Source organism: Pseudomonas sp. NFPP07, from assembly GCF_900115645.1.
Lineage (GTDB): Bacteria > Pseudomonadota > Gammaproteobacteria > Pseudomonadales > Pseudomonadaceae > Aquipseudomonas > Aquipseudomonas chlororaphis.
The window spans coordinates 100,344-113,881 of the sequence record NZ_FOXG01000007.1; the positions used below are offsets into that span (position 1 = coordinate 100,344).

The 13,538-nt window shown below is 62.6% G+C and carries 12 protein-coding genes; 7 read left to right on the forward strand and 5 right to left on the reverse strand.

Annotated features, from left to right (window positions below; translation table 11 throughout):
- The first annotated feature begins 120 nt into the window (after positions 1 to 120).
- Both hemB and ppk1 read left to right on the forward strand, forming a co-directional pair.
- On the forward strand, positions 121 to 1,134 hold the full coding sequence (gene hemB / locus BM019_RS18830) for a porphobilinogen synthase (protein WP_009046132.1): 1,014 nt from the start codon (positions 121 to 123) through the stop codon (positions 1,132 to 1,134).
- Positions 1,135 to 1,152: 18 nt separating this feature from the next.
- On the forward strand, positions 1,153 to 3,372 hold the full coding sequence (gene ppk1 / locus BM019_RS18835; RefSeq protein ID WP_092419257.1) for a polyphosphate kinase 1: 2,220 nt from the start codon (positions 1,153 to 1,155) through the stop codon (positions 3,370 to 3,372).
- A gap of 101 nt (positions 3,373 to 3,473) precedes the next feature.
- On the opposite strand, the gene ppx is transcribed toward ppk1, so the two are convergent.
- From ppx to BM019_RS18860, 5 genes are all read right to left on the reverse strand, one after another.
- Complete coding sequence (ppx, locus tag BM019_RS18840; RefSeq protein WP_085532898.1) at positions 3,474 to 4,976, reverse strand: exopolyphosphatase; 1,503 nt, start codon at positions 4,974 to 4,976, stop codon at positions 3,474 to 3,476.
- A 217-nt stretch (positions 4,977 to 5,193) separates the two neighbouring features.
- The gene (locus tag BM019_RS18845) at positions 5,194 to 5,931 is read right to left on the reverse strand and encodes an amino acid ABC transporter ATP-binding protein (RefSeq protein ID WP_009046129.1); all 738 of its coding nucleotides are present in this window, start codon (positions 5,929 to 5,931) and stop codon (positions 5,194 to 5,196) included.
- Entirely contained in the window at positions 5,918 to 6,568 is a 651-nt protein-coding gene (locus tag BM019_RS18850; RefSeq protein ID WP_092419260.1) for an amino acid ABC transporter permease, read from the reverse strand. Before BM019_RS18850 ends, BM019_RS18845 begins: the two co-directional genes overlap by 14 nt.
- The gene (locus BM019_RS18855) at positions 6,565 to 7,233 is read right to left on the reverse strand and encodes an amino acid ABC transporter permease (RefSeq protein WP_053263061.1); all 669 of its coding nucleotides are present in this window, start codon (positions 7,231 to 7,233) and stop codon (positions 6,565 to 6,567) included. Before BM019_RS18855 ends, BM019_RS18850 begins: the two co-directional genes overlap by 4 nt.
- A gap of 21 nt (positions 7,234 to 7,254) precedes the next feature.
- The gene (locus tag BM019_RS18860) at positions 7,255 to 8,040 is read right to left on the reverse strand and encodes a transporter substrate-binding domain-containing protein (RefSeq protein WP_081359460.1); all 786 of its coding nucleotides are present in this window, start codon (positions 8,038 to 8,040) and stop codon (positions 7,255 to 7,257) included.
- 254 nt (positions 8,041 to 8,294) lie between these two features.
- Here BM019_RS18860 and BM019_RS18865 point away from each other — a divergent pair, with 254 nt between their 5' ends.
- From BM019_RS18865 to BM019_RS18885, 5 genes are all read left to right on the forward strand, one after another.
- Positions 8,295 to 8,993, forward strand: a complete 699-nt coding sequence (locus BM019_RS18865) for a FadR/GntR family transcriptional regulator (protein ID WP_009046126.1) — start codon at positions 8,295 to 8,297, stop codon at positions 8,991 to 8,993.
- Positions 8,994 to 9,119: 126 nt separating this feature from the next.
- Positions 9,120 to 9,449 (forward strand): thioredoxin TrxA, encoded by a 330-nt coding sequence (trxA, locus tag BM019_RS18870; protein ID WP_003206727.1) that lies wholly within the window; start codon positions 9,120 to 9,122, stop codon positions 9,447 to 9,449.
- Between the two features lie 247 nt (positions 9,450 to 9,696).
- Positions 9,697 to 10,956, forward strand: coding sequence for a transcription termination factor Rho (gene rho / locus BM019_RS18875; protein ID WP_007926725.1), 1,260 nt, complete (start codon positions 9,697 to 9,699; stop codon positions 10,954 to 10,956).
- Between the two features lie 140 nt (positions 10,957 to 11,096).
- Positions 11,097 to 12,563, forward strand: a complete 1,467-nt coding sequence (ubiD, locus tag BM019_RS18880) for a 4-hydroxy-3-polyprenylbenzoate decarboxylase (RefSeq protein WP_053263060.1) — start codon at positions 11,097 to 11,099, stop codon at positions 12,561 to 12,563.
- A complete protein-coding gene (locus BM019_RS18885) occupies positions 12,563 to 13,531 on the forward strand; it encodes a CDP-6-deoxy-delta-3,4-glucoseen reductase (RefSeq protein ID WP_092419263.1) in 969 nt (322 codons plus the stop codon). The genes ubiD and BM019_RS18885 overlap by 1 nt, the downstream gene beginning before the upstream one ends.
- The last annotated feature ends 7 nt before the right edge of the window (positions 13,532 to 13,538 follow it).

Sequence of the window (13,538 nt, forward strand, 5' to 3'; positions counted from 1 at the left end):
GCTGGCTGGACAATAGCTGCGACTACCGGTCACAGGGTTAAGCACAACTGTCATCCGTTCGTCATAATGGGCGCTTATAACTGTCACGCTCGCCCGCCTGTGCGGGCTCAGGAGTCTGTCGTGAGCTTTACCCCAGCCAACCGTTTGTTTCCTGCCACTCGCCTGCGTCGCAATCGCCGTGATGACTTTTCTCGTCGCCTGGTGCGTGAAAACGTCCTGACCACCGATGACCTGATCCTGCCGGTATTCGTGCTCGACGGTGAGAATCGTCGGGAAGCGGTGGCCTCGATGCCGGGCGTCGAACGCCTGACCATCGACCTGCTGCTGGAGGAAGCGGCAAAGTGGGTCGAGCTGGGGATTCCCGCGCTGGCATTGTTCCCGGTGACCCCGGCGGATCTCAAGTCGCTGGACGCCGCCGAAGCCTGGAACCCGGAAGGCATTGCCCAGCGCGCCACCCGCGCGCTGCGTGAGCGTTTCCCCGAGCTGGGCGTGATCACCGACGTGGCGCTCGATCCGTTCACCACCCACGGTCAGGACGGCATCCTCGACGAAGAAGGCTATGTGCAGAACGACATCACCGTCGATGCACTGGTCAGGCAAGCCCTGTCCCATGCCGAAGCCGGCGCCCAGGTGGTCGCGCCTTCGGACATGATGGACGGCCGCATCCAGGCGATCCGCGAAGCCCTGGAGCTGGCCGGCCACGTCAACGTGCGGATCATGGCCTATTCGGCCAAGTACGCCAGCGCCTATTACGGCCCGTTCCGCGACGCGGTCGGCTCGGCGCTGAACCTGGGCAAGGCCAACAAGGCCTCCTACCAGATGGACCCGGCCAACAGCCACGAAGCCCTGCATGAAGTGGCCGCCGACCTCGCCGAAGGCGCGGACATGGTCATGGTCAAGCCGGGCATGCCGTACCTGGACATCCTTTGGCGGGTCAAGGATGAATTCAAGGTGCCAACCTTTGTCTATCAGGTCAGCGGCGAATACGCCATGCACATGGCGGCGATCCAGAATGGCTGGTTGAGCGAAGGGGTTATTCTCGAATCCTTGACCGCCTTTAAACGCGCGGGTGCCGATGGCATCCTGACTTACTTTGCCGTTCGTGCTGCTCAATTGTTACGAGAGCAAAAATAGCCCTCCCAGGAACACGCGATGAATACCGAAGGACTCACTGAAGTTGCCGTAAAAGAAGCTCAACCCGTGGTCGAGCAGGTCGTTGAAACACCACCGGAGCTGGAAGCCCCGCCGGTGCAAGCGGACGCACCGCATGTGGCGATGCCGACCCTGGTCATCCCGAGCCTGGATGACAGCAGCCTGTATATCCATCGCGAGCTGTCGCAACTGCAGTTCAACATCCGCGTGCTGGAACAGGCGCTGGATGAGTCCTATCCGTTGCTGGAGCGCCTGAAGTTCCTGCTGATTTTCTCCAGCAACCTGGACGAGTTCTTCGAGATCCGCGTCGCCGGCCTGAAGAAGCAGATCACCTTCGCCCGTGAACAGGCCGGTGCCGATGGCCTGCAGCCGCACCAGGCCCTGGCGCGCATCAGCGACCTGGTGCACGGTCACGTCGACCGCCAGTACGCGATCCTCAACGACATCCTGTTGCCGGAGCTGGAGAAACATCAGGTCCGCTTCATCCGTCGCCGTTACTGGACCACCAAGCTCAAGACCTGGGTTCGTCGTTATTTCCGCGACGAGATCGCGCCGATCATCACCCCGATCGGCCTCGACCCGACGCACCCGTTCCCGCTGCTGGTGAACAAGAGCCTGAACTTCATCGTCGAACTCGAAGGGATCGACGCCTTTGGTCGCGATTCCGGCCTGGCGATCATCCCGGCGCCGCGCCTGCTGCCGAGGATCATCAAGGTGCCGGAAGAAGTCGGCGGCCCTGGCGACAACTATGTGTTCCTCTCGTCGATGATCCACGCCCACGCCGATGACCTGTTCCAGGGCATGAAGGTAAAGGGCTGCTATCAGTTCCGCCTGACCCGCAACGCCGACCTGGCGGTGGACACCGAGGACGTCGAAGACCTGGCCCGCGCCCTGCGCGGCGAGCTGTTCTCCCGTCGTTACGGCGATGCGGTGCGTCTGGAAGTGGCCGACACCTGCCCGAAACACCTGTCCGACTACCTGCTCAAGCAGTTCAGCCTGAGCGAGACCGAGCTGTACCAGGTCAACGGTCCGGTGAACCTGACGCGCCTGTTCAGCATCACCGGCCTGGACAGCCACCCGGAGCTGCAATACACGCCGTTTACCCCGCAGATTCCCAAGCTGTTGCAGAACAGCGAGAACATCTTCAGCGTGATCAGCAAGCAGGACATCCTGCTGCTGCACCCGTTCGAGTCCTTCACCCCGGTGGTCGACCTGCTGCGCCAGGCGGCCAAGGATCCGCACGTGCTGGCGGTGCGCCAGACCCTGTACCGCTCCGGCGCCAACTCGGAAATCGTCGATGCGCTGGTGGATGCGGCGCGTAACGGCAAGGAAGTCACCGCGGTGATCGAGCTGCGCGCGCGCTTCGACGAAGAGTCCAACCTGCAACTGGCCAGCCGCCTGCAAGCGGCCGGCGCGGTGGTGATCTACGGTGTGGTCGGCTTCAAGACCCACGCCAAGATGATGTTGATCCTGCGGCGCGAAGCCGGCGAGATCGTGCGCTACGCCCACTTGGGCACCGGCAATTACCACGCCGGCAACGCCCGCCTGTATACCGACTACAGCCTGCTGACTTCCGACGACGCCTTGTGCGAGGACGTCGGCAAGCTCTTCAGCCAGTTGATCGGCATGGGCAAGACCCTGCGCATGAAGAAGCTTCTGCACGCGCCCTTCACCCTGAAGAAGGGCATGCTCGACATGATTGCCCGGGAGACCCAGTTCGCCCTGGACGGCAAGCCGGCGCACATCATCGCCAAGTTCAACTCGCTGACCGATCCGAAGATCATCCGCGCGCTGTACAAGGCCAGCCAGTCGGGCGTGCGCATCGACCTGGTGGTGCGTGGCATGTGCTGCCTGCGTCCGGGGATCGCCGGCGTGTCGCACAACATTCATGTGCGCTCGATCATCGGCCGCTTCCTGGAGCACACCCGGGTGTTCTACTTCCTCAATGGCGGCGAGGAGCAGATGTTCCTCTCCAGCGCCGACTGGATGGAGCGCAACCTCGACAAGCGCGTCGAGACCTGCTTCCCGGTCGAGGGCAAGAAGCTGATCCTGCGGGTCAAGAAGGAGCTGGAAAGTTATCTCACCGATAACACCCACAGCTGGAGCCTGCAGTCGGACGGTCGCTACATCCGCAACACCCCGACCGGCAACCAGAACCCGCGCAGTGCCCAGGCCACATTGCTGGAGCGCCTGAGCAACCCGGTGCTGGCGGTGCGCTGAGCCCGGGGCCTATTCAGCCCATGAAAAAGCCGGCTTGCCGGCGATGGCGCCCTTTAGAAGGAGTCCATCGCCGGCAAGCCGGCTTTTTTGTGCGGGGCGTTTCAGTGCACGTTGAGGGTGATCCCGACCCGGGTCAGCCACTCGGCTTCCAGGGCGAAGTCGGCCTGGGTCAGCTGGTTCTCGTCGAGCCAGTTTGCCGGGAACATCACCTCCAGGCTGTCGCCGGCGGCGTGCAGCTTCACCTGGGGCATTTCCTGGGTGCCGCGGATATGGTGGAACAGGATGGCGAAACGCAGCAGCACGCACAGGCGGATCAGCTTGCTGCCTTCCTCGCCGAATTCGGCGAACTTGTCCCTGGGAATGTTGCGACGGTGGCCGCGTACCAGTAGCGCGAGCATTTGCTGGTCTTCGCGGGAGAAACCGGCGAGGTCCGAGTGCTCGATCAGGTAGGCGCCGTGCTTGTGGTAATGGTAGTGGGCGATATCCAGGCCCACTTCATGGACCTTGGCGGCCCAGCCCAGCAGTTCGCGCCAGACACCGTCCTCCAGGTCCCAGTCCTCGGCCACCTGGTCGAAGGCGTGGAGCGCCTTGCGCTCGACCCGGGCGGCCTGTTCCAGGTCGACGTGATAACGCTCCATCAGCGAGCCCAGGGTGCGCTCGCGCACGTCTTCGTGGTGATGACGGCCCAGCAGGTCGTAGAGCACGCCTTCGCGCAGGGCGCCTTCGCAATGGTCCATGCGCTGCAGTTCGAGGGCGTCGAAGATGGCTTCGAGAATCGCCAGGCCGGCGGGGAAGATCGCCCGACGATCCGGCTTGATGCCTTCGAAGTCGATTTTCTCGGCATCGCCCAGCTTGAACAGCCGACGCTTGAGCCAGGCCAGGCCTTCGGCGTTGACTTCACCGCTGCCGTGGCCGCCGGCCTTGAGCGCCAGGCCGATGGCGCGGATGGTGCCCGAGGAGCCGATGGCTTCATCCCAGGTCAGGCGATGCAGGGCGTGTTCGATGCTCATGATTTCCAGGCGCGCCGCGGTGTAGGCCTGGGCGTAGCGCGCCGGGGTGATCTTGCCGTCGCGGAAATAGCGCTGGGTGAAGCTGACGCAGCCCATCTGCAGGCTTTCGCGCAGCAGCGGCTCGAAGCGCTGACCGATGATGAATTCGGTACTGCCGCCGCCGATGTCGGCGACCAGGCGCTTGCCCGGGGTATCGGCGAGGGTATGGGACACGCCCAGGTAGATGAGGCGGGCTTCTTCACGACCGGAGATGACTTCCACCGGGTGGCCGAGGATTTCCTCGGCGCGGCGGATGAATTCGCCGCGGTTGCGCGCTTCGCGCAGGGCGTTGGTGCCGACGATGCGTACCGCGCCCAGGGGCATGCCGTTGATCAGTTGGGCGAAGCGCTTCAGGCAATCGAGCCCGCGTTGCATGGATTCTTCGTTGAGTTGACGGTCTTCGTCGATCCCGGCGGCCAACTGCACCTTTTCACCGAGCCGCTCGAGAATGCGGATTTCATTATGGTGAGCCTTGGCCACGACCATGTGAAAGCTGTTGGAGCCCAGGTCGATGGCGGCGATCAGGGACAGATTCTTGGCTTGGGTTTGCGGCATGGTTTGGGGGTCTCGGTCGATAACCTTGCCATCCTGCCACGATCAATCGCTCGCGCCAACGCGCAGCAGTGGCCGAAGGCGCGATCCTTGATGCAAGGCAGGCAAAAGCGCCGAACCCTGCGGGTTCGATCGCGAGCGAGCTCGCTCCTACAGGGGAATGCGGGCCACTGTAGGAGCGAGCTCGCTCGCGAAATAATCTGGCAGGCGCCGCAGAGTCTCAGCCCGCCGCCTCATTGGTCCCGATGAAATTCGCCAGTTCCGGCGTCTGCGGGTTGGCGAACAGCACTTTCGGGTCGCCCACTTCATGCACCTTGCCCTGATGCATGAACACCAGCTTGTCGCCCACTTCCCGGGCGAAACGCATCTCGTGGGTCACCATGATCAGGGTCATGCCGTCCTTGGCCAGCTGGCGCACCACGCTCAGGACTTCGTTGACCAGCTCCGGGTCGAGGGCCGAGGTGATCTCGTCGCACAGCAGCACCTTGGGCGACATGGCCAGGGCCCGGGCAATCGCCACCCGCTGTTGCTGGCCGCCGGACAGGCGGTCGGGGAAGGCGTCGAACTTCTCCTCCAGGCCGACCCGCTTCAGCATCTTCCGCGCCAGTTCGGCGGCCCTGGCCTTGGGCACCTTCTGCACTACCTGCGGGGCGAGCATGACGTTCTCGCCGACGGTCAGGTGCGGGAACAGGTTGAACTGCTGGAACACCATGCCGACCTTCTGCCGCAGGCTGCGCAGGTCGGCGCGGGCGGCGTCGAGGTATTCGCCGTCGACTTCGATGACTCCGTCGTTGATCGACTCCAGGCCGTTGAGGGTGCGCAGCAAGGTGCTCTTGCCCGAGCCGCTGCGCCCGATGATCGCCACCACCTGGCCTTCCTCGATACTGAGGTCGATGCCCTTGAGCACATGATGGTCGCCGTAATATTTATGCAGGGCGGAAATTCTAAGCAGAGGCATGCAGTCTCCTTTCCAGGTAGCGCGCACTGAGGGACAGGGGGTAGCACAGCAGGAAGTAACCGAGCGCCACCAGGCCGTAGACCATGAAGGGCTCGAAGGTGGCGTTGGCGAGCATGCCGCCGGTCTTGGTCAGCTCGGTGAAGCCGATGATCGAGGTCACCGCGGTGCCTTTGACCACCTGCACCGAGAAGCCCACGGTAGGCGCCACGGCAATCCGCAGCGCCTGCGGCAGGATCACATGGCGCAGCTGTTCATAAGGGTTGAGCGCCAGGCTGGAGGAGGCTTCCCACTGGCCGTTGGGGATCGAGTCGACACAGCCGCGCCAGATCTCCGCCAGGTAGGCGCTGGTGAACAGCGTCAGGGCGATGGCCGCCGCCAGCCAGGGCGAGATATCCACCCCCAGCAGGGCGATGCCGAAGAACACCAGGAACAGCTGCATCAACAGCGGCGTGCCCTGGAACAGCTCGATATACAGGCGGGCGAAACCGCTGGAGAAAGCCTTCTTGGAAATGCGCAGGGTCATGATCAGCAAACCGATCAGCCCGCCGCCGACAAAGGCCACCAGCGACAGCAGCAGGGTCCATTGCAGGCCGGTCAGCAGGTTACGCACGATGTCCCAGAAGCTGAAATCACTCATTGGCTGCTCCTCGCGATATAGCGGCGCCCGACCCAGTTCAGCAGCTGCCGGATCAGCAGGGCCATGCACAGGTAGATCAGCGTGGTCAGGGCGTAGGTTTCAAAGGCGCGGAAGTTGCGCGACTGAATGAAGTTGGCGGCGAAGCTCAGCTCCTCGGTGGCGATCTGCGAACACACCGCCGAACCGAGCATGACGATGATGATCTGGCTGCTCAGGGCCGGCCACACCTTGCCCAGTGCCGGCAGCAACACCACATGGCGGAAGGCTTCCAGGCGGGTCATGGCCAGGGCCGCCGCGGCCTCCAGTTGGCCGCGGGGGATGGCCTGGATGCCGGCGCGAATGATTTCCGTGGAGTAGGCGCCCAGGTTGATCACCATCGCCAGCACCGCCGCCTGCCACTCGGATATCTGCAGCCCCAGGGACGGCAGGCCGAAGAAGATGAAGAACAGCTGCACCAGGAACGGGGTGTTGCGGATCAGCTCGACGTAGACGCCGAAGAGGGCCGAGAAGGGCTGGATCTTCCAGGCCCGCACCACCGCGCCGACTATGCCCAGGCCGACCCCGAGCAACGCGCCGATGGCGGTCAGCTCAAGGGTGAACAGGGCGCCGCGCAGCAGCAGGCTGGTGTTTTCCAGCACCGGTAGAAAGTCGAACTGATAAGCCATGGATAACCTCCGCGACGGCGCTCAGAGGCCGGCCGGCAATGGCTGCTTGAGCCACAGCTGGGCGTTCTTTTCCAGGCTGCCGTCGGCCTTGGCGGTGGTGAGGATCTGGTTGACCTTGTCCAGCAGCTCCGGCTGGTTCTTGTTCACGCCGACGTAGACCGGGGAATCCTTGAGCTTGACCTTCATCGCCGGGATGCGTTTCGGGTTGCGCTCGCTGATGGCGACCATTACCACGTTGCCGCTGGCGATCAGGTCGACCTGGCCGGCCAGGTAGGCGGCGATGGTCGAGTTGTTATCCTCGAAGCGCTTAATGGTTACGCCTTGCGGGGCCACGGCGGTCAGTTCGATGTCTTCGATGGCGCCGCGGGTGACGCTGATGGTCTTGCCCTTGAGATCGTCGAGGGTGGCTATAGGCGCTTCGGGTGGGCCGAATACCGCCAGGTAGAAGGGCGCGTAGGCCTGGGAAAAATCGATGACTTTCTCGCGCTCCGGGTTCTTGCCGAGGCTGGAGATCACCAGGTCGACCTTGCCGGTGGTCAGGAACGGAATGCGGTTGGTGCTGTTGACCGGGGTCAGTTCGAGTTTGACCTTGAGCTGGTCGGCCAGCAGTTTCGCGGTGTCGATATCCAGGCCACGGGGTTTCATGTCCGGACCGACCGAGCCAAAGGGCGGGAAATCCTGGGGCACGGCCACCTTGAGGGTGCCGCGGGCGACGACATCGTCCAGGCCGCTGGCGTGGGCGGGCGTCTGGCTCAGCATCAGACTGGCAAACAGGGCAGAGAGCAGGGCGCTGAAACGCTTGGTCATGGCAAATCTCCGGATTCACGGGAAGTGATTTCTGCGCAGCGACACAGCACAGGCCGTGCCAAACGCCGGAAAAAGCCTTGGAGCGCCGGGTTTTGCTGGCGTCGTTCGGTCTTACTGGTCTGAACAGTTGATGGCGTTTCTGCCCCCTTATCGAGCGTCCGGCGATGCGCCCGAACCCCCTTGGGGCACGACTTGCCGGGCTCGGCGAATAGCTTTACAACTAGCCTTTTCCTGGACCGGCCAGCCTGCATTCTATGAACTCGATCTCCCGCGCCGTACCCGAGGTGGCGCTGCAAGCCATCCGCCAATTGATCAACGAGCGCGGCTTCGGCCCGGGCGATGCGCTGCCGTCGCAGCGCGATCTGGCCGTACAGCTGGGGGTCAGCCGGGCTTCATTGCGCGAGGCGCTGTCGTCCTTGAGCGCCTTGGGCGTGATCAGCGTGCAGCCTGGCAAAGGCGTTTTCGTGCAGGCCGCGGAATTGCCGGTCAATGGCGCGGGGCTGAGCTGGCCGTTCGCGGCCCAGGCGTCGCCGACGGACATCTTTCAGCTGCGTTACGCCCTGGAAGGCTTCGCCGCGGGGCTGGCGGCCGTGACCCTGACCGCCGACGAGCTGGATGCGCTGCAGGATAATGTCGAGGCCATGCGCAACGAGCTGCGGGCGGCGGATTTCGAGGCGGCGGCGCGGCTGGATTTCGAGTTTCACCAGAAGATCCTGCAAGCCAGCGGCAATCAGGCAATGGTGAGCATTCTCAGTACCAGCGCCGAGATCTTCCTGGAGAGCCAGAAGCTACCGTTCATCCGGCCCGAGCGGGCCATGGAAACCTGGCAGGAGCACCGCAAGATCCTCCGCGGGCTGGCCCGGCATGCCTCTGGGGCGGCGCAGAAGGCCATGCAGGAGCATGTGCGTGGCGCGGCGTTGCGCACCGGAATCGCCTTTGTTACCCCCGCATAGTTTCCAGTTGAGCTATACCCAAACTCATCGGGCACCATAGCGAGAGTCAATCAACTCCGGCTTCCTGAACGCGGGAAGGGCGGCTATGATGGGCCACGTTTTTTTGCTTACAACCTGGAGACTTCCATGAGCAGCGATCTTATCAAACACGTTAGCGACGCTAGCTTCGAGGCTGACGTACTCAAGGCCGAAGGCGCTGTACTGGTCGACTACTGGGCTGAGTGGTGCGGCCCATGCAAAATGATCGCTCCGGTCCTGGACGAAATCGCTGAAACCTACAAAGGCAAGCTGACCGTTGCCAAGCTGAACATCGACGAAAACCAGGAAACCCCGGCCAAGCATGGCGTGCGTGGTATCCCGACGCTGATGCTGTTCAAGAACGGCAACGTCGAAGCCACCAAGGTCGGCGCACTGTCCAAGTCGCAACTGGCTGCGTTCCTCGACGCCAACATCTAAGTGTCGTTGTAAATCGCATCAAAAAAGCCCCGTAAATAGCGGGGCTTTTTCATTATTCAGGGCTAGACGCTCAGAAACTCAGGTGTTACATTCGGCCCCGCACTGGTTTCTCCTCTGCCCCCTGCAAGCCGTCGCCGACGCTCTCCTTTTCGAATAAGTACGCGATCCTGTCGCCTTCTCCGCGGCGCGGCATCATTAAGCCAAAAGCTTAATTTCCCCCCTCCATAAATGATTACGTCATTCCTATATGAATCTGACTGAACTCAAGCAAAAGCCGATTACCGAACTGCTCGAATTGGCCGAACAGATGGGCATAGAAAATATGGCCCGTTCGCGCAAGCAGGACGTGATTTTCTCCCTGCTGAAAAAGCACGCTAAAAGCGGCGAGGAAATCTCCGGTGATGGCGTGCTGGAGATCCTCCAGGACGGCTTCGGCTTTCTTCGCTCCTCCGACGCCTCCTATCTGGCCGGCCCAGACGATATCTACGTCTCCCCGAGCCAGATCCGTCGTTTCAACTTGCGCACCGGTGACACCATCGTTGGCAAGATCCGCCCTCCAAAGGAAGGCGAGCGTTACTTCGCACTGCTGAAGGTCGACACGATCAACTACGATCGTCCCGAGAACGCGAAGAACAAGATCCTGTTCGAAAACCTGACGCCGCTGTTCCCGACCGTGCGCATGAAGATGGAAGCCGGCAACGGCTCCACCGAAGACCTGACCGGTCGTGTCATCGACCTGTGCGCCCCGATCGGTAAAGGCCAGCGCGGCCTGATCGTTGCTCCGCCGAAAGCGGGCAAGACCATCATGCTGCAGAACATCGCGTCGAACATCACCCGTAACAACCCTGAAGTTCATCTGATCGTGCTGCTGATCGACGAACGTCCGGAAGAAGTGACCGAGATGCAGCGCACCGTGCGCGGCGAAGTGGTCGCCTCCACCTTCGACGAACCGCCGACCCGCCACGTGCAGGTTGCCGAGATGGTGATCGAGAAGGCCAAGCGTCTGGTCGAACACAAGAAAGACGTGGTGATCCTGCTCGACTCCATCACCCGTCTGGCCCGTGCCTACAACACCGTGATCCCGAGCTCCGGCAAGGTGCTGACCGGTGGTGTCGATGCCCACGCCCTGGAAAAACCGAAGCGTTTCTTCGGCGCCGCGCGGAACATCGAAGAAGGCGGCTCGCTGACCATCATCGCCACGGCGCTGGTCGAGACCGGCTCGAAGATGGACGAAGTGATCTACGAAGAGTTCAAGGGTACCGGCAACATGGAGCTGCCCCTGGACCGCAAGATCGCCGAGAAGCGTGTATTCCCGGCCATCAACATCAACCGTTCCGGCACCCGCCGCGAAGAGTTGCTGACTGCCGACGACGAGCTGCAGCGCATGTGGATCCTGCGCAAGTTGCTGCATCCGATGGATGAAGTCGCCGCCATCGAGTTCCTGGTCGACAAGCTGAAACAGACCAAGACCAACGATGAGTTCTTCCTGTCGATGAAACGCAAGTAAGTCGAGCGGGACCGCAAAAGCCGGGGAAACCCGGCTTTTTGCTATCCGATTATTGATGAACGGCAGTTCACTGTTCTGAACAGTCGGGTTCGGCGCTAAACTGCCAGCCCCGAACGCCACGGCCAAAACGAGGCTCACGCATGCAGTATCGCGACTTGCGCGACTTTATCAGCGGTCTGGAACAGCGCGGCGAACTCAAGCGCATCCAGGTTCCGGTGTCCCCAGTGCTGGAAATGACCGAGGTCTGCGATCGCACCTTGCGTGCCAAAGGTCCGGCCCTGCTGTTTGAAAATCCCACCGGCTACGACATTCCGGTGCTGGGCAACCTGTTCGGCACCCCGGAGCGCGTGGCGCTGGGCATGGGCGCCGAGGCGGTCAGCGAACTGCGGGAAATCGGCAAGCTGCTGGCGTTCCTCAAGGAGCCCGAGCCACCCAAGGGGCTCAAGGATGCCTGGTCGAAGCTGCCGATCTTTCGCAAGATCATTTCCATGGCACCAAAAGTCGTCAAGGACGCGATCTGCCAGGAAGTGGTCATCGAAGGCGATGACGTCGACCTGGCGATGCTGCCGGTGCAGACCTGCTGGCCGGGCGATGTCGGTCCGCTGATCACCTGGGGCCTGACCGTCACCAAGGGGCCGAACAAGGACCGGCAGAACCTCGGTATCTATCGCCAGCAGGTGATTGGCCGCAACAAGGTGATCATGCGCTGGTTGAGCCACCGTGGCGGCGCGCTGGATTACCGCGAATGGTGCGAGAAGCACCCGGGCCAGCCGTTCCCGGTGTCCGTGGCCCTGGGCGCCGATCCGGCGACCATCCTCGGCGCCGTGACGCCGGTGCCGGACAGCCTCTCCGAATACGCCTTCGCCGGCCTGCTGCGGGGCAACCGCACCGAGCTGGTGAAATGCCGCGGCAACGACCTGCAAGTGCCGGCCACTGCGGAAATCATCCTGGAAGGGGTGATCCATCCGGGCGAGATGGCCGATGAAGGCCCGTATGGCGACCACACTGGCTACTACAACGAAGTCGACAGCTTCCCGGTGTTCACCGTCGAGCGCATCACCCACCGGATCAAGCCGATCTACCACAGTACCTACACCGGTCGTCCGCCGGATGAGCCGGCGATTCTCGGCGTGGCGCTGAACGAAGTATTCGTGCCTATCCTGCAGAAACAGTTCCCGGAAATCACCGATTTCTACCTGCCGCCCGAAGGCTGCTCGTACCGCATGGCGGTGGTGACCATGAAGAAGCAGTACCCCGGCCACGCCAAGCGGGTAATGCTCGGTGTCTGGTCGTTTTTGCGACAGTTCATGTACACCAAGTTCGTTATCGTCACTGACGACGATATCAACGCGCGCGACTGGAACGACGTGATCTGGGCCATTACCACGCGCATGGACCCCAAGCGCGATACGGTGATGATCGATAACACGCCGATCGACTACCTCGACTTCGCCTCGCCGGTCTCCGGCCTGGGCTCGAAGATGGGGCTCGATGCCACGCATAAATGGCCCGGTGAAACCACCCGCGAGTGGGGCCGGGTGATCGTCAAGGATGAGGCAGTGACCCGCCGGATCGATGCCATCTGGAATCAGTTAGGAATAGATTGATGCGTGTAACCTTGCAGCCCTCCGGAGCGGTGCTTGAGACGCTGCCCGGCGAGCGGATTCTCGATGCGGCGCGGCGCCTGGGCTATGAATGCCCGCAAAGCTGCCGCAATGGCAACTGTCATGTGTGCTGCGCCCTGCTGGTGGAGGGCCGCGTCCTACAGGCCGGCGAGGTGCGCGATCATGGCGAGTTCTACACTTGCATTGCAGAGCCGCTGCAAGACTGCATCGTGCTGTGGGATGGCGTCCTTGCGCTGGGAGAGCTGCCGGTGCGCAGTCTGTCGTGTCAGGTCACCGAGTGTCTGGAAATCGGCGGCGATGTCTGGCGGGTCCGCCTGCGGGCGCCCGCCGGCAAGCCACCGCGTTATCACGCTGGCCAGTACCTGATGCTCGAGCGGGAGAATGGCGAGAAGTCGGCGTTCTCCCTGGCCTCGGCGCCGCACGCCGGGCGCGATCTGGAGCTGCACGTACTGGTGCGCGAAAGCAGTGCACAAAGCCTGATCGAACAGTTGCAGCGCAATGGCAACGTGCGCGTCGAGCTGCCGTTTGGCGATACCCACCTGGCCGAGCTGCCGGACGGGCCGCTGGTGCTGATCGCCGCTGGCACCGGCATGGCGCAGATGCACAGCCTGATCGAGCATTGCCGGGCCAAGGGCTTCAAATACCCGGTGCACCTGTACTGGGGCGTGCGCCGGCCGGACGACTTCTACCAGATCGAACACTGGGACGAATGGAAAAAGCTGCCCAACCTGTTCCTGCACAAGGTGGTCAGCGACCTCTGTGGCTGGGAAGGGCGCTGCGGCATGCTGCACGAGGCGGTGAGCGAGGATATAGCCGACCTGTCGGCGGTGCATGTCTACGCCAGCGGCTCGCCTGCGATGATCTACGCGACCCTCGACGCGCTGGTCGAAGCGGGCATGGATGCGCACCAGATGCGCGCCGATGTATTTGCCTACGCCCCTCGGTCCTGAGTTCTCG

Bases quoted from the DNA above. Each gene is read 5' to 3' on its own strand.
- BM019_RS18860 (WP_081359460.1), bottom strand. From the start codon at position 8,040: ATGACCAAGCGTTTCAGCGCCCTGCTCTCTGCCCTGTTTGCCAGTCTG.
- ubiD (WP_053263060.1), top strand. From the start codon at position 11,097: ATGCAGTATCGCGACTTGCGCGACTTTATCAGCGGTCTGGAACAGCGC.
- rho (WP_007926725.1), top strand. From the start codon at position 9,697: ATGAATCTGACTGAACTCAAGCAAAAGCCGATTACCGAACTGCTCGAA.
- BM019_RS18850 (WP_092419260.1), bottom strand. From the start codon at position 6,568: ATGAGTGATTTCAGCTTCTGGGACATCGTGCGTAACCTGCTGACCGGC.
- BM019_RS18865 (WP_009046126.1), top strand. From the start codon at position 8,295: ATGAACTCGATCTCCCGCGCCGTACCCGAGGTGGCGCTGCAAGCCATC.
- BM019_RS18845 (WP_009046129.1), bottom strand. From the start codon at position 5,931: ATGCCTCTGCTTAGAATTTCCGCCCTGCATAAATATTACGGCGACCAT.
- ppk1 (WP_092419257.1), top strand. From the start codon at position 1,153: ATGAATACCGAAGGACTCACTGAAGTTGCCGTAAAAGAAGCTCAACCC.
- BM019_RS18885 (WP_092419263.1), top strand. From the start codon at position 12,563: ATGCGTGTAACCTTGCAGCCCTCCGGAGCGGTGCTTGAGACGCTGCCC.
- BM019_RS18855 (WP_053263061.1), bottom strand. From the start codon at position 7,233: ATGGCTTATCAGTTCGACTTTCTACCGGTGCTGGAAAACACCAGCCTG.
- trxA (WP_003206727.1), top strand. From the start codon at position 9,120: ATGAGCAGCGATCTTATCAAACACGTTAGCGACGCTAGCTTCGAGGCT.
- ppx (WP_085532898.1), bottom strand. From the start codon at position 4,976: ATGCCGCAAACCCAAGCCAAGAATCTGTCCCTGATCGCCGCCATCGAC.